We start from the raw sequence: 18,488 nt of genomic DNA, 5'->3' as shown, positions 1-18,488 counted from the left end.
GGAGGCCCGAGTATCGTCAAGGCCGGGTGAACTCCGCGTCGGCGCGGCATACTAGCGGCTCATTGCATACGCTGGAGTGTGGAACGTGGGCAGTCTGCAGGGCAAAACGCTTTTCATCACCGGAGCCTCGCGTGGGATCGGCCTGGCCATCGCACTGCGCGCTGCGCGCGACGGCGCCAACGTGGCCATTGCGGCCAAGTCGTCGGTGCCGAATCCGAAGCTGCCGGGCACCATCCATACCGCGGCCGAAGCGGTGACGGCGGCAGGCGGGCAGGGACTGGCCCTGAAGTGCGACATCCGCGAGGAAGAGCAGGTGCACGCGGCGGTTGCGGCCACGGTCGATACCTTCGGTGGCATCGACATCCTGGTCAACAACGCCAGCGCGATCTGGCTGCGCGGTACGCTGGATACGCCGATGAAGCGTTTCGACCTGATGCAGCAGGTCAATGCGCGCGGCAGTTTCCTGTGCGCGCAGGCCTGCCTGCCGTACCTGCTGCAGGCGCCGAATCCGCACATCCTCACCCTTGCACCGCCGCCCAGTCTGGAGCCGAAGTGGTGGGCACCGCATACCGGCTACACGCTGGCGAAGATGGGCATGAGCTTCGTTACCCTGGGCCTGGCCGCGGAATTCGGCCCGCAGTGCGTGGCGGTGAATGCGCTGTGGCCGCGCACGGTCATCGCCACCGATGCGATCAACATGATCCCGGGCGTGGATGCGGCCGGCTGCCGCATGCCGCAGATCATGGCTGATGCCGCGCATGCGGTGCTGGTGCGCGAAGCGGCGGGCTTCCATGGCCAGTTCCTGATCGACGATGACGTGCTGGCGCAGGCGGGTATCACCGATCTTTCGGGCTACGCAGTGGATCCATCGCGTCCGTTGCTGCCGGATCTGTTCCTGGATTGATCGTACGTCGCCGGAAGAGGCCGAGGGCTGCGAGCTTCGGCCTGCTGCGCTAGAATGTGCGTCTGTAATCGTTTTCAACAGGGATGTGAACACATGCCACGCACTCTTTCCGTCGCGGCGCTGGCCGCTTCGCTGTCGTTGATCCTGGCCGCCTGCGGTGGCAAGGCACCCGCCGCTGCGGGCGGCGGCGCTGCCTCCGGCACGCCGGACGCCAGCGCGGCGCCGTCCGACCCGCAGCAGCAGTTGACCGCCAAGCTCAACGCCTACATCGGCTGCTTCAACGCGCTTGATTCGAAGACCCACGGCAGCATCGAGTCCTATACGCGCTGGATCAAGGATGTCGCCGCCGGCCCGACCGGTCGCGAGACACAGGTGTACGGTCCGTTCGAGATCAGCGATTACGACATGAAGCAGTGCGATGCCCCCGTGACCGAGGCGATCGCTGCCAAGCCAGTGCTGGCCGAACTCGATGCTGCTGCCGGCCACTACCAGCAGGCGCTGAAGGCGCTGGTGCCGATCAGCAAGGACGCGCACGACTACTACGATCGCCAGGACTACGAAGACGACCAGTTCGCCAAGGGCAAGCAGCTGCACGCGCCCTTGATGGCCGCCTTCAAGGATTTCGTGGCTGCCAGCGAAACGTTCAATGCCGAGCTGGAGCGCCAGAACGACGCCGCCCAGCGCGAGCAGCTCAAGGCACTGGAGCAGGCCGAGGGTCGCACGCGCGAGTACTACCGCCTGGCGATGATGCTGGAAGCCAAGGCCATCATGGATCTGATGAGCGAGGATGATTTCGATCAGGCCAAGGCCCGCGAGCGTCTGGATGCGTTCAACCGCATTTCCGACGAAGCGCATGCGAAGGTGGCTGATCAGGAACCGGGCAAGCTGGACTGGAACAGCTTCGAGCGTGAGGCCGAGAACTTCCGTCGGGAAGGCAAGGCGCGGCTGCAGCGCGTCAGCGAGAAAGAGCCTTACACCGATTTCGAACGACGCATGCTTGATTCGCCGTCGATGGCGCCGCGTGGATCGGCCAGCAAGCTGATGCAGGAATACAACACGCTCGTTTTCCAGAGCAACCGCCAGTAGTGCTCCCGCTCATGGCGTGATCAGCGTGCGCCGGTGTATATCGCCGGCGCTCGCATCAATGACTGAACGCATCCGGCAGCTTGCCGCCGCACTTGCGGCAGTGCAGTGCATCCGGTTCATGGCCTTCCAGCCCACAGTCCGGGCAGCCACGCGCATCGCGGCGTGCGGCCTGCTCGGCTTCACGCATGGTGCTGGCCAGTTCGGCGGTGTAGATGCCGGTGGGCACGGCGATGATGCTGTAGCCGATCAGGATCAGCACCGAGGTGACGAAGCGGCCGAGCACGGTCTGCGGCACGATATCGCCGAAGCCGACCGTGGCCATGGTCACCACCGCCCAGTACATGCTGGCCGGGATGTTGGTGAAACCGTGTTCGGGGCCCTCGATCACGTACATCAGCGCACCGGCGATGATGGTGATGGTGATCACCGTGAACAGGAACACCAGCACCTTGCGCCGGCTGCGCCACAGCGACGTCATCAGGACGCCGCTTTCCTCGATGTAGCGGGTCAGCTTCAGTATGCGGAACACCCGCAGGATGCGCAGCGCGCGCACCACCAGCAGGCTCTGCGCGCCGGGGATGAACATCGACAGGTAGGCGGGCAGGATCGACAGCAGGTCGATGATGCCCCAGATGCTCACTGCATACCGCAGCGGGCGCTTGACCACCGCCAGCCGCAGCAGGTACTCGGCGGTGAAGATGATCGTGAAGCCCCATTCCAGGATGTACAGGCCGGTGGACCATTCGGCATGCAGGTGCTGCACGCTGTCGATCATCACCACCAGGATGCTGGCGACGATCGCCACCACCAGGATCAGGTCGAAATTGCGCGAAGGGCGGGTGTCATGGCGGTAGATGATGTCGAACCACCGACGGCGCCAGCCGGTCTCGGTGGCGGGGTTGAGCTGGGGGGCGGAAAACGGTCGCATGGGCGCATTGTGCCGCAGGGGTTCCGGCGCGAGAATGGGCGTTCCTGAACCCTGCCGACTGCCATGACCGCCGCGACCGATCCGCTGATCTCCCTTTCGCACTATTACCTGCCGGTCTACAAGCCCCGCCAGGTGGTACTGGAGCGAGGCCAGGGCGCCCGCGTATGGGACAGCCAGGGCCGTGAGTTCATCGACCTGGCTGCCGGCATCGCCGTGTGCGGCCTGGGCCACAACGATCCGGACCTGGTGGCCGCGCTGGTCGAGCAGGCCGGCAAGCTCTGGCACACCAGCAACGTGTTCTACAGCGCACCGCCGCTGCACCTGGCCGAGGAACTGGTGAAGGCCAGTCGTTTCGCCGAGCGGGTGTTCCTGTGCAACTCCGGCGCCGAAGCCAACGAAGTGGCGATCAAGATGGTCCGCAAGTGGGCCTCCAGCCAGGGCCGCCCGGCCGACAAGCGCGTCATCATCACCTTCCGTGGCAGCTTCCACGGCCGCACCATGGGCGCGGTGACCGCTACCGCGCAGCCGAAGTACCAGGAAGGCTACGAGCCGCTGCCGGGTGGCTTCCGCTACATCGATTTCAACGACGAAGTGCAGCTGGAAACCGCGATGGCCGCCGGTGACGTGGCGGCGGTGATGCTGGAGCCGATCCAGGGCGAGGGCGGCGTGATGCCGGCCAAGTCCGGCTTCCTCAAGCGCGTGCGCGAACTGTGCGACCAGCACGACGCGCTGCTGGTGCTGGACGAGATCCAGGCCGGCATGGGCCGCACCGGCACGCTGTTCGCGCACTGGCAGGACGACGTGGTGCCGGACATGGTCACCCTGGCCAAGGCACTGGGTGGCGGCTTCCCGATCGGTGCGATGCTGGCCGGCCCGAAGGTGGCCGAGACCATGCAGTTTGGCGCGCACGGCACCACCTTCGGTGGCAACCCGCTGGCCGCTGCGGTGGCCCGCGTGGCGCTGCGCAAGCTGGCCTCGCCGGAGATCGCCGCCAACGTCAGCCGCCAGTCGAAGGCGCTGCGCGATGGTTTCGCGCGCATCAACGAAGAGTTCGGCGTGTTCAGCGAGGTGCGTGGTCGCGGCCTGATGCTGGGTGCGGTGCTGAGCAAGGACTTCGCCGGCCAGGCTGGTGCGATCCTCGACCACGCCGCCGGGCAGGGGCTGCTGACCCTGCAGGCCGGCCCGGACGTGCTGCGCTTCGTGCCGTCGCTGAACATCACCGACGAAGAAGTGGCTGAAGGCCTCAAGCGCCTGCGCGCGGCAATTGCCGCGTTCATCGCCGCACGCTGACGCCATAATGCTGGGGTCGGATCCCTCTCCTGCGGAGAGGGCTCTGACCCCGATCAGCCCACCGCGTAACGCTTCAACACCTTGCCCAGCCCACGGCCATCGCGCACGGTTTCCGCGTGCAGGCCGGCGGCGCGTGCGCCGCGCACGTTGGCGAACAGGTCATCGACGAACAGCGTGCGCGCAGGTGCCACGTCCAGTGCTTCCAGCGTGCGCAGGAACACCGCGGGCGCCGGTTTGCGCAGACCGAACTCCGCGCTGCAGAACACGCGCTCATGCAGGGCCGGGAACAGTTCAGGTAGCAGAGTGGGCAAGGCCTGCTGCATCAGTGCGCCATTGTTGGTCAGCACCGCCATCGGCAGCTGCAGGGCCTGCAGCCGCTGCAGCACGGCCGGCTGTGGATGGCTGGCGGCCTGTCGCGCCGCGATCCACGTGTGTACATCAACGGTGCGGCCCAGCTGTTTGCTCAGCTGCGCCAGATAGGCCGGGCCATCCAGCGTGCCATTGTCATGTGCTGCTTCCAGCCCGCTGTCGTACAGCGCGGCCTGCACGGTTTCCGGCGCGACATCCAGCGCCTGTGCCAGATGCAGCACGCGCTGCGCGCGCTGGTACTGCACCAGCACGCCGTCCACATCCAGCAGCAACAGATCGATCCGCATCAGCCGAGCATGCCATCGCGGTGGATGCGCGGAAACCCTGGAGTGCGCGTGCGACAGACGGTCGCAGACGCGGCCACAGGGGGCTGCCTAGAATGGCGCTTGAATCCGCAGGAGATGCAACGATGAAGGCTTGGATGGTGGCAGTGGGACTGGGCGCGCTGATGCTGGCGCCGTCGGCGATGGCGCGGGTGTGTGCGGTCAGCATCGACAGCACCGACCAGATGAGCTTCAGCAGCCGCGAGATCAAGGTCGCCGCCGACTGCACCGCCGTGGACCTGACCCTGCGCCACACCGGCAAGCTGGCTGTCACCGCGATGGGTCACAACTGGGTGCTGACCCGTACCGCCGATTACCAGCCGGTGGCGATGGCGGGCATGCGCATGACCCTGGCCGACAGCTACCTGCCGAAGGCCGACAAGCGCGTGCTGGCGCACACCAAGGTGATCGGCGGTGGCGAGACCACGCGCGTGCGCTTCTCCACCCAGGGCCTGCAGAAGGGCGGTGACTACACCTTCTTCTGCTCGTTCCCCGGCCACTTCGCGATGATGAAGGGCAAGTTCGTCTTCGGTTGAAAAAAAGGGGACGGAGGGGATTAAGTCGTTTGTGCACAAACGACTTAATCCCCTCCGTCCCCTTTTTTGCGATCAGCCCTTGGCGGCCCTGAACGCCACGCGTGCTGCGGCCAGCGTCGCCTCGATCACGGCATCGTCGTGGGCGCTGGACAGGAAGCCGGCCTCGTACGCCGACGGGGCCAGGAACACGCCCTGCTCCAGCATCGCGTGGAAGAAGCGGTTGAACGCCGGAATGTCACAGGCGGTGGCCTGCGCATAGGTCTCCACCTTCTCGCTGGTGAAGAACAGCCCGAACATCGCACCCACGCAGGTGGTGGTCACGGCCACACCGGCGTCGGCGGCGGCCGCTTCCAGACCCGCACACAGGCGTGCGGTGCGCTCGGCCAGGTCGGCATGGAAACCCGGCTGCTGGACCAGCTCCAGCATCGCCAGGCCGGCAGCCATTGCCACCGGATTGCCGCTCAGCGTGCCGGCCTGGTAGATCGGGCCGGCCGGTGCGATCTGCTGCATCAGCTCGCGGCGACCACCATAGGCACCCACCGGCATGCCACCGCCGATGATCTTGCCGAAAGTGGTCAGGTCCGGGGTGATGCCGTAGTGCGCCTGCGCACCGCCGAGGGCGACGCGGAAGCCGGTCATCACTTCGTCGAAGATCAGCAGCGCGCCATGCTTCGTGCACAGTTCGCGCAGGTGCTGCAGGTAGCCTTCGCGTGGCGGAATGCAGTTGGCGTTGCCGACCACCGGTTCGATGATCAGGCCGGCGATGTCGTCACCCTGCTGCTCGAACAGCGCAGTGGCCGCTTCGAAGTCGTTGTAGGGCAGGGTCAGGGTCAGTTCGCTCAGCCCGGCCGGGACACCCGGCGAGGTTGGCACGCCCAGGGTCAGCATGCCGCTGCCGGCCTTGACCAGGAACGAGTCGCCGTGGCCGTGGTAGCAGCCTTCGAACTTGACGATGCGGTTGCGGCCGGTGGCGCCACGCGCCAGGCGGATCGCCGACAGCGTGGCCTCGGTGCCGGAGTTGACCATGCGCACCATCTCGCACGATGGCACCAGGCGGGTGATGGTCTCGGCCATGGTGACTTCGGCCGCGCACGGCGCACCGAAGGACAGGCCATTGTCGATCGCCTTCTTCACCGCCTGGCGCACGGCCGGGTGGTTGTGGCCGACGATCATCGGGCCCCAGGAACCGACGTAGTCGATGTAGCGGTTGCCATCGACGTCGTACAGGTAGGCGCCATCGGCGCGTTCAACGAAGAACGGCTCGCCGCCGACCGACTTGAACGCACGTACCGGCGAATTGACGCCGCCCGGCAGCAGCTGCTGGGCACGGGAGAACAGGGCGTGGGACTGGTCGTGGTTCATGGGGCTTTCCTGGGCATTACGCGAACTGGGCGAGATAGGCGCGCTGGGTCGCGACCGGGTCCGATGCGGCATAGATACCGCTGACCACGGCCACCAGATCGGCGCCGGCGTCGATGATGGGACCGACATTGTCCGGCGTCAGGCCGCCGATCGCCACCCGCGGCACGCCGAGTGCGGCGCTTTGCCGCAGCAGGTCGGTGTGGGCGCGGCTGTTGGTGACCTTGGTGGTGGTCGGGAAGAAGGCGCCGAAGGCCACATAGCTGGCGCCGGCCGCCACGGCCTTCTCGGCATTGGCCAGCTGGTCGTAGCAGGAGGCGCCGATGATGGCCTCGGCACCGAGCAGCGCGCGCGCGCTGGGGATGTCCCCGTCGGTGCCGCCCAGATGCACGCCGGCCGCGCCCACGGCCTTGGCCAGCACCGGATCGTCGTTGACGATCAGCGGCACGCCGTGGGCGGCGCACAGGCCTTGCAGGGCCGCCGCCTGTTCCTGCCGCAGCGCGTCGCTGGCGGTCTTGTTGCGGTACTGCAGCCAGGTGGCACCCGCGGCCAGCAGCGGCGCGGTACGGGCCAGCAGGCGCGCGGTATCTGGCTCGTCGGGGGTGATCAGGTAGACGCCGCGGGGCGCAGGGGAAGCAGAAGTCATCGATGGCTACCGGTGCGTGGGCTGCAATGGGACAATGGCGGCCCGTGAATCCAGCCCCGATTATCCGATGAGCGACGCCAGCCCCACCACCCTGCGAACCTGGATGTGCGTGGTCTGCGGCTTCCTGTACAGCGAAGCGGAAGGCTTGCCGGAGGAGGGTATTGAGCCCGGGACGCGTTGGGAGGACATTCCCGAGACCTGGACCTGCCCGGACTGCGGGGTGACCAAGGCCGATTTCGAGATGGTCGAGGTCGACTGACCGGCGGGCCACCCGGCCCATCCTGTGGGTGCGGACCGTTGGGGTGGGTGTGGACCGTTGGTCCACACACCGACACCCTCAATGCAGCCGCGGCACCGGCCCGCCGAGGTCGATCAGCTTCTCGCGCAGCCACTGCGCATCGCTGGCCTCGGGATTGCGCTTCAGGTACTGCCCCAGGTCATGGCGGGCACCGGCCAGATACTCCAGTTGCAGGTACGCCAGGCCGCGGTCGCGCAGCGCGTCGTCCTGCTCGGGCGCCAGTTTCAGCAGGCGGTCGGCACTGCGTGCGGCACGATCCCATTCACCGGCTTCCGCATAGACACCATGCAGGTTGCGCAGCATGCGCATCAGGATCGCACGCGCTGGCGCCGGGTCGAGGATCTGCGCCAGCACCTGGTCATCGGGCATCTGTCCGCCCAGGTGTGACTTGGCGCGTTCGCGCAGTTCGTCCACGTCCAGTGGCCGGCCACCGTTGAACGGGTCCATCACCAGCACGCCGTCGTCCACCGGCAAGCGCACCAGGAAGTGGCCGGGGAAGGACACGCCATCCAACGGTATGCCGAGCCGGCGCGCGACTTCCATCTGCACCAGCGCCAACGAGATCGGATTGCCCAGGCGCCGCTCGAACACCTGGTTGAGGTAGCTGTTGCGCGGGTCGTAATACTCGTCGTGGTCGCCGCTGTAGCCCAGCTCGTCGAACAGGTGGCGGTTGATCGCCGCCATTTTCAGTGGGCTGTTGTCGATGCTCTCCACTTCCGAACGGAGGTGGTCGACATGGCTCTGGATCAGCGCGTCGTAGGTGGACGGCTGCAGATCGGGGTATTCATCGCGCGCGATCAGCAGCGCGGTCGGCAACAAGGGCAGCGCCTCGTCTTCGAGGTCGGCCAGTGCATCCCAGTCGGGGAGTGTGATCCGGTCCTGCATGACCACAGACTGGCGTCATTCGCAGGCGGTTTCAAGCGGTGCCGCGTGAAAAATCCGGGGGTCAGATCCCTTTCGCGTGCGAAAGGGATCTGACCCCTGCAGGGTTGCCGGCCAGCGGCCGGCACTACCGCGGGCAGAACCCTGTTACTCGATGCCTGGGCCGAACTTCAGCTCCGTGCCGTCCTTCAGCTTGAGCTTCTCGGCCTGGCCGGCGTTGAGCTCCAGCACGTAACGTGCCGGGCCACCGCTGGGGTAGGGCGGGCACATGTCGCCGGCCGAGCACGGCGGCACATCACGCTGCTGGCTGACCAGCTTGCGCTGGCTGTCGAAGTACAGGATGTCCAGCGCGATCCTGGTGTTCTTCATCCAGTACGCCTGCATTTCCTCGCGGTCGTGGATGAACAGCATGCCGTGGTCGGCCGCCATCTGGTCGCGGAACATCAGACCGCGTGCGCGGGTTTCATCGTTGGTGGCCAGCTCGACCTGGTAGCGGGCGCCATCCAGTTCGACCCAATGGCGGGCCGCGTCGGTGGCGCAGCCAGCCAGGGCCAGCAGCGGGAGCATCAGCAGCGAACGCAACAGCGACATCGTCAGGATCCTTCGAAAGGGTCAGAGCACGACCGGCGGCTCGCCGCCGACGATCACCACATCGGCGCGGCGGCGGGCGAACAGGCCGACGCAGACCACGCCCGGCAGCTGGTTGAGCTCGCGCTCCAGCTTTTCCGGATCGGTGATCTGCAGGTTGTGGATGTCCAGGATCTGGTTGCCGTTGTCGGTGACCACGCCTTCGCGCCAGGTCGGCTGGCCGCCGGTCATGTCGCGGATCTGGCGGGCGACCAGGCTGCGCGCCATCGGGATCACTTCCACCGGCAGCGGGAACCTGCCCAGTACCGGCACCTGCTTGCTCGGGTCGACGATGCAGATGAAGCGCTCGCTGGCCTCGGCGATGATCTTCTCGCGGGTCAGCGCGGCGCCGCCGCCCTTGATCAGGCACTTGTTGGCGTCGCACTCATCGGCGCCATCGACGTACAGCGACAGGTTGCCGCTGTGGTTCAGTTCGATCACCTCGATGCCGTGCTGCTTCAGGCGCGCGGTGCTCTGCTCGGAGCTGGAAACAGCGCCCTTGATGCGGTGCTGGATGCGGGCCAGGGCATCGATGAAATAGGCCACGGTGGAACCGGTGCCGACACCGACGATCATGCCGTCTTCAACGTACTCGATGGCTTTCTCGGCGGCCAGGCGCTTGGCTTCGGACATGGGAGAACTCTCAGGCAGGGAATCAGGATTTCTTTTCCAGCGACAGCAGCAGCTTCCACTGCGCGGCGGTCACCGGGAACACCGACAGGCGGCTGCCCTTGGCAACCAGCGGGAAGCCCTCGCCGAGTTCTTCGGCGTGCAGCTTGATCTCGTCCAGCGCGATCACCTGCTTGAGCTTGCGGTCGAAGGCCACGTCCACCAGCATCCAGCGCGGGTTTTCGCGCGTGCTCTTGGGGTCGTGGTAGTCGGATTTCGGATCGAACTGGGTGTCGTCCGGGTAGGCCGTACTGGCCACGGTGGCCAGACCGACGATGCCGGGTACCTTGGTATTGGAGTGGTAGAACAGGATGCCGTCGCCCACCTGCATGCCATCGCGCATGAAGTTGCGCGCCTGATAGTTGCGCACCCCGTTCCAGGGTTCGACCTTGACCTTGGCCAGGTCATCGATGGAGAAGGCGTCCGGTTCGGACTTCATCAGCCAGTAGCGCTTGCGGGCGGTCATGCGTTCACGGGGGCAGCGGAGGGGAACAGGGTGCCGTCTTCGGTGCAGATCGCATCCACCGGCACGTCCCACGACGCCACCGGCAAGGACTCGACCTGCTGCACCGCGAACGCAGCACCGACCAGCCAGGGCGGCGCCGGCCGGTCGTGGCGGAAGGCGAAGCTGCGATCATACCAGCCGCCCCCCATGCCCAGCCGCCGGCACTGCGTGTCGAAACCCACCAGTGGGGCCACCACCAGCGCCATCTGTGCTGGTTCCAGGGTGTCTTCCAGCGCCACGTCCGGCTCGGGAATGCCGTAGCGGTTGCTGGTCAGCGGCTGCCCCGGCCGCCACGGCGCGAAGCGCAGCACGTCGCCGGCCAGCACCGGCAGGCAGTAGGTGAGGCCTTCGGGCAACTGCAACTGCCAGCGGTGCAGGGCGATCTCGCCATCCAGCGCCCAGTAGCCGGCCACGGCGCCTTCGCGCGGGGCGAACGGCAGGGCGAGCAGGGCATCGGCAAGCGATTCGGCGGCGGCGATGCGCTCAGCGGCGGAAAGGTCGCGGCGGCGTTGCCGCAGGTCGTGGCGCAGGGCCTGGCGCGGGTCGGTCATGGCAGCGTGCGGCAAGGATCAGCCGTCATTGTGCCGGAAAGAACAAGGGCGACGCCCGAAGACGCCGCCCTTGCTGGAATATTGCATTCTCCGCAATGTCGATGCATGCGAAACGACCTTGAACCCGGGGGCTCAAGTGGGAACGCTGGAGAACCATCGGGCTTCCCGCTGCAAGGCGGACCTGCACTCCCGGCGCTGTCGCGCTCCCGGTGTCGTTCTTAAGGGACAAGGCGAATGTTTGCACATGCCGTCGAGTACCGCAGAGAACGCGTGACCATTATAGCCAGCACGCAGGATCTGGATAGGCCGTTCGTCGGCAACAGTCCGTGCCAATTCAGATATGAGAAGACGCGTTTTGCACGATCTTCAGGCGCCGCCGTCGATGGCGCGGTCCAGGCGCCGGTTCAGGTCGGCCAGCGTCTGCTGCAGCGCCACCGCCTGGCGGGCGTTCTCGTCGCGCAGCAGCTGTAGTTCGTGGGCCAGGTTCAACGCGGCCAACACGGCGACGCGATCGACCGCGGCCATGCGGTTGCTGCCGCGGATCTCACGCATGCGCGCGTCCAGCAGGCGCGCGGCGGCCATCAGGCTGTCACGTTCATCGCCGCCGACGCCCACGGTGTATTCACGATCGAGGATGCGGACACTGACCGGTTCGGCGCTCATGTGTGCTGCTCCAGGGATTTGAGCCGGCTGATCATCGCTTCCACCCGCGAGCGTGCCTGCTCATTCTTGGCCAGCAGCGTCGAACGCTCGGCCACCAGCTGTTCCTGCTGGTGGCGCAGGCTGCGGTTCTCCTCGGCCAGGCGCTGGTTGCGGTCAAGCAACGCTTCCACGCGGGCAGCGAAGTCCTGCAGCTGGGCAAGGGGATCGGCGGGTTCCATGCGGGCACGATAGGCAAGCCGGGTAAGGGCGGTCAAGCGTTGTCGCAGCAAGGCTGGACGGCTGCGGAGAGGATGCCGTCGGGTTGCTACACTACGGGGTCTCACGGGCGCGCGCGTGCGCGCCCCGGGTTTCCTTTCCGAACGAGCCGCACGATGACCGAACTTCCCTCCGTCGACGACGTTACCCGCGCCAGCCAGGCGTTGGGCCTGGGCGCCACCGCTGCCGAGCTGCACGGCGCGCTGTGCGGCTGGCTGGCTGCCGGCGGTGCCCCCGGCAACGACTGGCCGGCGCGCGTGCTGGCCGACGACAACCTGCCGCCGGTGGCTGCCGACAGCGTGCTGGGGCAGCTGCTGCAGGCCACCATCAAGCAGCTGGAAGACCGCGACTTCGCCTTCGAGCTGCTGCTGACCGACGGCGACGATGTATCCGCGCAGGCCGATGCCATGTTCAGCTGGACCCGTTCCTTCCTGGGCGGCTTCGGCCTGGGCAGCGGCGGCCGCCGCCCGACCCTGTCCGAAGAGGGCGAGGAAGCGCTGACCGACATGGCCAGCCTGGCGCGTGCCTCCAGCGAGGATTTCGAGGCCGGTGGCGATGACGACGACGAAGCCCTGTCGGAGATCGAGGAATTCATCCGCGTGGCGGTGCTCCTGCTGCACGGCGACGTGGTGCTGGCCTCGCGCCATCGTCAGCGCCTGAACTGATGGACATCAAGCAGCGCACCGGCATTGCCGCCGGCGAGTACAAGCGTCGCCGCCGCCAGCTGATGGACATGGCCGGCGAGGACGCGATCCTGGTGCTGCCGGCCGCGGCCGAGAAGGTGCGCAGCCTCGATACCCATTATCCGTTCCGGCAGGATTCGGATTTCCAGTACCTGAGCGGCTTCCCGGAGCCGGAAGCAGTGCTGGTACTGATCCCGGGCCGACGCCACGGCGAGGCCATCCTGTTCTGCCGCGAGCGCGATGCCGAACGCGAAGCCTGGGACGGCAGCCGCGCCGGCCAGGAAGGCGCGGTGGCGCAGTACGGCATGGACGACGCCTACCCGATCGATGATCTGGACGACATCCTGCCGGGCCTGCTGGAAGGCCGTTCGCGCGTCTACTACCACTTCGGCCGGGATGCCGACTTCGACCTGAAGCTGATCGGCTGGGTCAACCGCGTGCGTTCGCAGGTGCGCCACGGTGCGCAGCCGCCGCACGAGTTCCTCGAACTGGGCCACCTGCTGCACGAGCAGCGCCTGTTCAAGTCCGGTGCCGAAGTGGCGTTGATGCACCACGCCGCGCAGATCAGCGTGCGTGCGCATCTGGCCGCGATGAGGGCCGCCAGGGCCGGCATCCACGAGTACGAACTGCAGGCGGAGCTGGAACGCGTGTTCCGCGCCAACGACGCCGTGCCGGCCTATTGCAGCATCGTCGGCGCCGGCCGCAACGGCTGCATCCTGCATTACCGCGACAACAACGCGCGTTCGCGCGACGGCGAGCTGGTGCTGATCGACGCCGGTGCCGAGTACCGTGGCTACGCCAGTGACATCACCCGCACGTTCCCGGTGAATGGCCGCTTCAGCGCTGAGCAGCGTGCACTGCACGACCTGGTCGGCGATGCGCAGGCCGCTGCGTTGGCCCAGGCCAGGCCGGGCGTGCCGTACGAAGCCGGTCACCTCGCCGCAGTGCAGACCCTGACCGAGGGCCTGCTGCGGCTGGGCCTGCTGAAGGGTACGCTGGAAAAGAACCTGGCCGAAGGCCTGTACCAGCGCTTCTACCGGCACAAGACCGGGCACTGGATCGGCATGGACGTGCACGACGTGGGCGACTACCGTCTGGCGGGTGACTCGCGTCTGCTGGAGCCGGGCATGGCGTTCACCATCGAGCCCGGGTTGTACATCGGCGTGGATGACACGACGGTGGAACCGCGCTGGCGCGGTATCGGCATCCGTACCGAGGATGACGTGCTGATCACCGACGATGGCCATCGCGTGCTGACCGAAGGCCTGGCGCGCAGCGCCGACGAGATTGAAGCGGTGATGGCGGGGTAAGTGGTGTTCTGCAGGGCTTGCAGCCCTGCACCTGCTGCAATCAACGGCAACTGCCAATGCCAGAGCGGCATTCCGTGGGATGGCGGGGCGGTGTAGCTGGCCAGGACACGCCGTAAACCCATCCATGGGGGCTCGATGGCGCCATCCATGGCGCCAACGGTCCTGCCCACCCACACCGCCCCACCCCCGACAGATTCCTGTGGCTGTTGGTGGGTGCCGATCGTTGGTCGGCACATCTGTCAGATATCGAATGAATCATCCACGCATGGCGTGGATCTACGGACAATTGCGGCTGTTGGTAGGTGTCGACCTTGGTCGACACAGAGCGAGCGCAGCGAGCGACCCGCTTTTGCTTTTCTTTTTCTTTTCCGTGGTTGGACGCGCGCAGGAAACTGTCAAAGGCCGGGCGGGGTGGGTTTGCAGGACCGTTGGCGCCATGGATGGCGCCATCGAGCCCCCATGGATGGGTTTACGGCGTGTCCTGCAAACCCACCCCGCCCGGCAAAGCGCGGCTTTTGCTCCAAGCGACCAACCACGAGGGGCTCAGCCGTTCGCCGCCGCAAACGCCGGCCGCGTCAGGTTGTCCGCCTCGCCATCAGTGCACAGCACTTCGTCTTCAATGCGGATGCCACCATACGGACGGAAGAAATCCACGCGCTCCCAGTTGATCGCATCACCATGGCCGGCGTCCTTCACTTCGTTCAACAGCATGTCGATGAAGTACAGGCCTGGCTCGATGGTCACCACCATGCCCGGTTCCAGCACGCGGGTCAGGCGCAGGTAGGGATGGCCGGCCGGGCGCTCGATGCGGCCACCTTCGTCGCTGGCGGCGAAGCCGGCCACGTCGTGCACCTGCAGGCCGATCAGGTGGCCGATGCCGTGCGGGAAGAATGCGGCGCTGACGCCGGTCTCCAGCGCGGTCTGTGGCGACACCTTGATCACGCCGAAGTCCTTCAGCACGCCCATCAGCGAAAGATGTGCGTCCACGTGCAGCTGCTTGTAGTCGAAGCCCGGGCGCACCGCTGCGCACATCTGCTGCTGGGCCGCGTCGACGGCCGCAATCATCGCGGCGAATTCGTCGTGGCCCTGCGCGGCGTAGGTGCGGGTGATGTCGCTGGCGTAGCCGTGCGCACTGGCGCCGGCGTCGATCAGGAAGCTGCGCAGCGGCTGCGGTGCCTTGCGGCCCAGCTCGGTGTAATGCAGCACGGCGGCGTGTTCGTTCAACGCCACGATGTTGCCGTAGGGCAGCTCGTTGGCATCCTGGCCGACGGCCTGGCAGTACGCCATGTGGATGCTGAATTCGTCGGCACCGTTGCGGAACGCGGCCTCGGCGGCGCGGTGGCCGCGCACGCCCAGCACCTGGGCCTGGCGCATCAGTGCGATTTCATACGGTGTCTTGCTGCCGCGGTGCCATTCCAGGTAGTTCATCACCGGCGCTGGATTGTTCGGCACGTAGTTGCCCAGTGCGCTCTGCGGCTCGCCCAGGATCGCGCAGCGCGACGGGTCGGCCGGCAGCAGGGCCAGCGCCTCTTCGGGCTTGCGGATGATGTGGATGTCGAAGTGCTCCACCCACCAGCCGCTGGGGGCGTCCGGCACCACGTGCCAGTAGTCGAAGGGCTGGTGGAAGATCACCGCCGGGCGCTTGCCCGGGGTGAACACGATCCAGCTGTTGGGCACGCGGGTCAGCGGCAGCCAGGCCTTGAACTGCGGGTTGACCGCATACGGGTAGTCGCGGTCGTCGAACACCTGGTAGTGCAGGGTGCCGCTGGGCACCACCAGATGGTCGAAGCCGCCGCGGGCCAGCGCCTGTTCGGCGCGTCGGCACAGCACGGCCAGGTGGTCGGAATACAGGGCGCCGGGGTCTTGCTGGATCATTGCGGTGGCTCGACACGGAAAACGGCCCTAGATTCTGCCGCATACCGCGAAAAACCGCTGTGCCGGAACCGGCACTCAGGCCGTCGAAACCGGTCCCTCGTCGCTGTCCTCGCCCACCCACTGCCGCAGCAGCTGCCGATGTTCGCGCGACAGGGTCAGGAAGCGGAAGCCGGTCCAGCTCTGGCCGGGAACGTGTGCGGGCTCGCTCCACAGCAGATGCACGCCTACGTCGATGGCCTGCTGGCGGCCATCACCCAATGGCAAGGGAAAGCGCAGCTGGTACAGCGCATCCTCGCGCAGCGGCATGCTGGCCAGCATCAGCATGCCAGTTTCGGAGACATTGCCGAGGCGCCCGACCACGCACTCGCGCATCTGGTCGGTAACCGGCACCAGGTCCGAGACCTGGCGGCGCGGCGCGCGGCGGGTGTCCTGCGGCGGTACGGCTTTCATGCGGGGGTCTCCTGTGCGCGAGCCGTGGCCAGTGCGCGCAGCGCACCGAGGCTGGCTTCCCAGGCACGGTCGACCAGCCGGCCCTTGTCTTCGGTGACCAGCTGCGCGCGCCCGGCACTGATCTGCCGTGCCAGCGCATCCAGGTCGGTATCAGTGATCTTCTGCCCGCGCGCATTGACGAACAACGCGTGGCCGGTCAGCAGGCTGTACCAGGACAGGCGCTGGCGGCGCATCGTGCCATCGCCCATGTCGATGTCGAACCAACTGCCGAACGGCAGGCTGGACAGCTGTTGGTAGGCCGCTTCTTCGGCGCTGCTGCGCGGCGTGGCAGGTGCGGCGCCACCGTTCGTGCCGGCGTGCTCGCCCAGGCGCGCACGTGCCTTGAGGCGTGCGCTGAGCTCGGTACGCGAGGTGCTTTCATCCTCGCCGCCGGGCGTGGCCAGCCTGCGCGCGACAGCGGCGGCTTCCTCGGCGTGGTAGCCGACCTGCAGCAATGCGGCCTCCACGTCCGCTGCCAGTGCGGTATCGGTGCCGCCGGGGGCGTCGATGGCCTGCGCGGTGATGGCAGCGATGCGCTCGGTCTGTTGCAGGCGCTCCTGCCATTGCGGTGAATCGTCGCCATGGCGCAGGCGGGTGAGGGTCAGTGCATCGGCCCAGGCCTGGCGCAGCAAGGTCTGCACGAAACGCGGTGGCGACCGGGTGTCGCAGCACTGGTCGATCTGTGCGGTGGCCTGGCGACGGGCCAGTTCCAATCGTTCCTTGCCGCGCGCGGCTTCCACATGGCGGCGCTCGGCCAGTTCGGCACGATGGGCCGCCGCGCGCTGGTGCTGCTGCACGTCTTCACTGGCGGCGGCAAAGACTTCCGGCGCACGCGCATCCTGCCCCAGCAGGCCCTGCACGCTCTGCGCCATGCGCTGCAGCAGCTGCGGGTCGACATCCTCATCGCCCAGCCAGTTGGCGCCGACTTCGGCGATCTGATTGAGCAGCTCACGCGCGGGGTGTTCGTCGCGCACGAAGAAGCCCGGATCGGCCATGGCGGCGCGTGCCAGGGGTACCTGCAGGCGGGCCAGCAGCGCGGCCGGCACTGGATCGGGACGCTGCTGCTGTTGCACCTGCTGCATCAGCATGCGCAGCAGGTCGAGGTTGTCCCGGTCGTGACTGCCCAGCTGGGCCTGCGCACCATGCTCGCTGCGCAGCTGCGCGACCACGGCAGCCTGCAGGTCGGCCACACCGGTTGCCGCACTGGACTGGGCCTGCAGGCGCGCGAGTACCGCGTCGACTGCCGCGCTGGGCACCGCGCCGCTGTCCGCCGGGGCAGGGCTGCCGTGCCGTGCCTGCTGCAGCAGCTCATGCAGTGCACTGCCGGTGGAGGTGGTCACGCCCGGCGTGGCGGGGCCGCCAGCGCCGCCCTCGTGGAAGGCGTCCTGTACCAGGCTGGACCAGGAGCCGGCCGGTGCCGAACCGTTCCAGCCGGTCAGGGGGGCTGCGGTGCGCTTGGCCGGCTGCGTGGTGCGGCCGCCCCCCACCGACTGGGTGATGATCCGCCGCGTGCTCGACGAGCGTGCCAGGTAGGGGGTGTAGACCAGCCCCGGCAGTACACCGGACTGGGCCAGCAGGGCATTGGCACGGTCAAGGATATCGCCCAGCCGTTCCAGCACCTGCCGTTCGAAACTGCGATACAGCGCCAGCTGTACCTCGACGCTCAGCGCGTCCTGTTCGGCAATCCGGCGCACCATCGCGCACAGTGCCTGCGGTGCCAGCGGCAGGGTGTCGGCCTCGAAGGCCGGCGCCGCCGCCAGTACGCCCAGGCGTTGGCCCAGCAGGTTCAGTGTGTTGGTTGAACGCAGGGTTTCGCGCCGCACCATCTCGGTCAGCAGCAGGTCGCGATCCACTTCGTGCTCATCAACCAGCGACAGCCCGAGCATGCCCGGCAGCGCTGGCGGCCCAGCACTGGTGCTGACACCGCTGACCGGTTCGCGCAACCGCGCGAGGGCGTCGGCCACGGCATCGAGCATGCGATCGGCGAAATGGCCGGCGAAGGCGTGCAGCTGTCCACGCTGGGCCATCAGCTCGGCCTGCTGCTGCGGATTGCGTGCGCGGTCGGCGTCGTGCAGCAGGGTCTGCTCCAACGCCTCGACGGTCAGGATCAGGGGCGCGGCCAGCGTCTGCCGGCACAGACCGATCAGCGCGCCCAGCAGCTCACGTACCCGCGGTGGCAGATCGCTGGCGGCCAGGCGGTTCTTGTCGGCAGGAGTGATGGAAAAGACAGCTGACATCGG

At 67.2% G+C, this 18,488-nt stretch carries 21 protein-coding genes and 1 other RNA gene; 7 read left to right on the top strand and 15 right to left on the bottom strand.

What is annotated here, in order from left to right:
- Positions 1–85: 85 nt before the first annotated feature.
- Both AC5P7E_RS11205 and AC5P7E_RS11200 read left to right on the top strand, forming a co-directional pair.
- Positions 86–904, top strand: a complete 819-nt coding sequence (locus AC5P7E_RS11205; RefSeq protein WP_495222845.1) for an SDR family oxidoreductase — start codon at positions 86–88, stop codon at positions 902–904.
- 93 nt (positions 905–997) lie between these two features.
- The gene (locus AC5P7E_RS11200) at positions 998–1,990 is read left to right on the top strand and encodes a YiiG family protein (RefSeq protein ID WP_100438083.1); all 993 of its coding nucleotides are present in this window, start codon (positions 998–1,000) and stop codon (positions 1,988–1,990) included.
- Between the two features lie 55 nt (positions 1,991–2,045).
- Here AC5P7E_RS11200 and AC5P7E_RS11195 read toward each other — a convergent pair whose 3' ends face one another.
- The gene (locus AC5P7E_RS11195; RefSeq protein WP_005410911.1) at positions 2,046–2,918 is read right to left on the bottom strand and encodes an ion transporter; all 873 of its coding nucleotides are present in this window, start codon (positions 2,916–2,918) and stop codon (positions 2,046–2,048) included.
- A gap of 63 nt (positions 2,919–2,981) precedes the next feature.
- Between AC5P7E_RS11195 and AC5P7E_RS11190 the strand changes: the two genes are divergently transcribed.
- Positions 2,982–4,208 (top strand): acetylornithine transaminase, encoded by a 1,227-nt coding sequence (locus tag AC5P7E_RS11190; RefSeq protein ID WP_043034076.1) that lies wholly within the window; start codon positions 2,982–2,984, stop codon positions 4,206–4,208.
- A gap of 53 nt (positions 4,209–4,261) precedes the next feature.
- On the opposite strand, the gene AC5P7E_RS11185 is transcribed toward AC5P7E_RS11190, so the two are convergent.
- Entirely contained in the window at positions 4,262–4,864 is a 603-nt protein-coding gene (locus AC5P7E_RS11185; protein ID WP_005410909.1) for an HAD-IA family hydrolase, read from the bottom strand.
- 122 nt (positions 4,865–4,986) lie between these two features.
- On the opposite strand from AC5P7E_RS11185, the gene azu reads away from it, so the two are divergent.
- On the top strand, positions 4,987–5,436 hold the full coding sequence (gene azu, locus AC5P7E_RS11180; protein ID WP_005410908.1) for an azurin: 450 nt from the start codon (positions 4,987–4,989) through the stop codon (positions 5,434–5,436).
- Between the two features lie 72 nt (positions 5,437–5,508).
- Here the strand turns inward: azu and hemL are convergent, their stop codons facing one another.
- Positions 5,509–6,798, bottom strand: a complete 1,290-nt coding sequence (gene hemL, locus AC5P7E_RS11175; RefSeq protein WP_114618187.1) for a glutamate-1-semialdehyde 2,1-aminomutase — start codon at positions 6,796–6,798, stop codon at positions 5,509–5,511.
- Between the two features lie 16 nt (positions 6,799–6,814).
- Positions 6,815–7,441: a thiamine phosphate synthase gene (gene thiE, locus AC5P7E_RS11170; RefSeq protein ID WP_329761703.1), complete on the bottom strand. Its 627-nt coding sequence runs from the start codon at positions 7,439–7,441 to the stop codon at positions 6,815–6,817.
- A gap of 67 nt (positions 7,442–7,508) precedes the next feature.
- On the opposite strand from thiE, the gene AC5P7E_RS11165 reads away from it, so the two are divergent.
- Positions 7,509–7,700 carry a rubredoxin gene (locus AC5P7E_RS11165; protein WP_012481171.1) on the top strand — a complete coding sequence of 64 codons (192 nt, stop codon included), beginning with the start codon at positions 7,509–7,511 and terminating at the stop codon, positions 7,698–7,700.
- 78 nt (positions 7,701–7,778) lie between these two features.
- On the opposite strand, the gene AC5P7E_RS11160 is transcribed toward AC5P7E_RS11165, so the two are convergent.
- The 8 genes from AC5P7E_RS11160 to AC5P7E_RS11125 all read right to left on the bottom strand — a co-directional run bounded on the left by AC5P7E_RS11160 (position 7,779) and on the right by AC5P7E_RS11125 (position 11,854).
- A complete protein-coding gene (locus AC5P7E_RS11160; protein WP_005410904.1) occupies positions 7,779–8,624 on the bottom strand; it encodes a SirB1 family protein in 846 nt (281 codons plus the stop codon).
- Positions 8,625–8,768: 144 nt separating this feature from the next.
- Entirely contained in the window at positions 8,769–9,212 is a 444-nt protein-coding gene (locus AC5P7E_RS11155; protein WP_005410903.1) for a DUF192 domain-containing protein, read from the bottom strand.
- Between the two features lie 21 nt (positions 9,213–9,233).
- Positions 9,234–9,881, bottom strand: coding sequence for a ribose-5-phosphate isomerase RpiA (gene rpiA, locus AC5P7E_RS11150; protein WP_019338635.1), 648 nt, complete (start codon positions 9,879–9,881; stop codon positions 9,234–9,236).
- 22 nt (positions 9,882–9,903) lie between these two features.
- Positions 9,904–10,383, bottom strand: coding sequence for an EVE domain-containing protein (locus AC5P7E_RS11145; protein WP_114618186.1), 480 nt, complete (start codon positions 10,381–10,383; stop codon positions 9,904–9,906).
- Entirely contained in the window at positions 10,380–10,973 is a 594-nt protein-coding gene (locus tag AC5P7E_RS11140) for a 5-formyltetrahydrofolate cyclo-ligase (protein WP_033834478.1), read from the bottom strand. The genes AC5P7E_RS11145 and AC5P7E_RS11140 overlap by 4 nt, the downstream gene beginning before the upstream one ends.
- An 83-nt stretch (positions 10,974–11,056) precedes the next feature.
- Positions 11,057–11,242: non-coding RNA, 6S RNA (ssrS, locus tag AC5P7E_RS11135), on the bottom strand.
- A 97-nt stretch (positions 11,243–11,339) separates the two neighbouring features.
- On the bottom strand, positions 11,340–11,636 hold the full coding sequence (locus tag AC5P7E_RS11130; RefSeq protein WP_006467013.1) for a cell division protein ZapA: 297 nt from the start codon (positions 11,634–11,636) through the stop codon (positions 11,340–11,342).
- Positions 11,633–11,854 (bottom strand): TIGR02449 family protein, encoded by a 222-nt coding sequence (locus AC5P7E_RS11125; RefSeq protein WP_043034082.1) that lies wholly within the window; start codon positions 11,852–11,854, stop codon positions 11,633–11,635. The genes AC5P7E_RS11130 and AC5P7E_RS11125 overlap by 4 nt, the downstream gene beginning before the upstream one ends.
- 153 nt (positions 11,855–12,007) lie before the next feature.
- On the opposite strand from AC5P7E_RS11125, the gene AC5P7E_RS11120 reads away from it, so the two are divergent.
- Entirely contained in the window at positions 12,008–12,556 is a 549-nt protein-coding gene (locus AC5P7E_RS11120) for a YecA/YgfB family protein (protein ID WP_005410897.1), read from the top strand.
- A 5-nt stretch (positions 12,557–12,561) separates the two neighbouring features.
- The gene (locus AC5P7E_RS11115) at positions 12,562–13,884 is read left to right on the top strand and encodes an aminopeptidase P N-terminal domain-containing protein (protein WP_086016280.1); all 1,323 of its coding nucleotides are present in this window, start codon (positions 12,562–12,564) and stop codon (positions 13,882–13,884) included.
- A gap of 543 nt (positions 13,885–14,427) precedes the next feature.
- On the opposite strand, the gene pepQ is transcribed toward AC5P7E_RS11115, so the two are convergent.
- The 3 genes from pepQ to AC5P7E_RS11100 form a co-directional block, all read right to left on the bottom strand.
- Positions 14,428–15,759, bottom strand: coding sequence for a Xaa-Pro dipeptidase (gene pepQ / locus AC5P7E_RS11110; RefSeq protein ID WP_114618185.1), 1,332 nt, complete (start codon positions 15,757–15,759; stop codon positions 14,428–14,430).
- Positions 15,760–15,834: 75 nt separating this feature from the next.
- A complete protein-coding gene (locus AC5P7E_RS11105; protein WP_005410894.1) occupies positions 15,835–16,209 on the bottom strand; it encodes a PilZ domain-containing protein in 375 nt (124 codons plus the stop codon).
- Complete coding sequence (locus AC5P7E_RS11100) at positions 16,206–18,485, bottom strand: DUF1631 family protein (RefSeq protein ID WP_043034084.1); 2,280 nt, start codon at positions 18,483–18,485, stop codon at positions 16,206–16,208. Before AC5P7E_RS11100 ends, AC5P7E_RS11105 begins: the two co-directional genes overlap by 4 nt.
- Positions 18,486–18,488: the final 3 nt, after the last annotated feature.

Source organism: Stenotrophomonas sp. YJH_SMC_25 (assembly GCF_059369595.1).
This window is presented reverse-complemented; position numbering and strand designations above follow the sequence as displayed.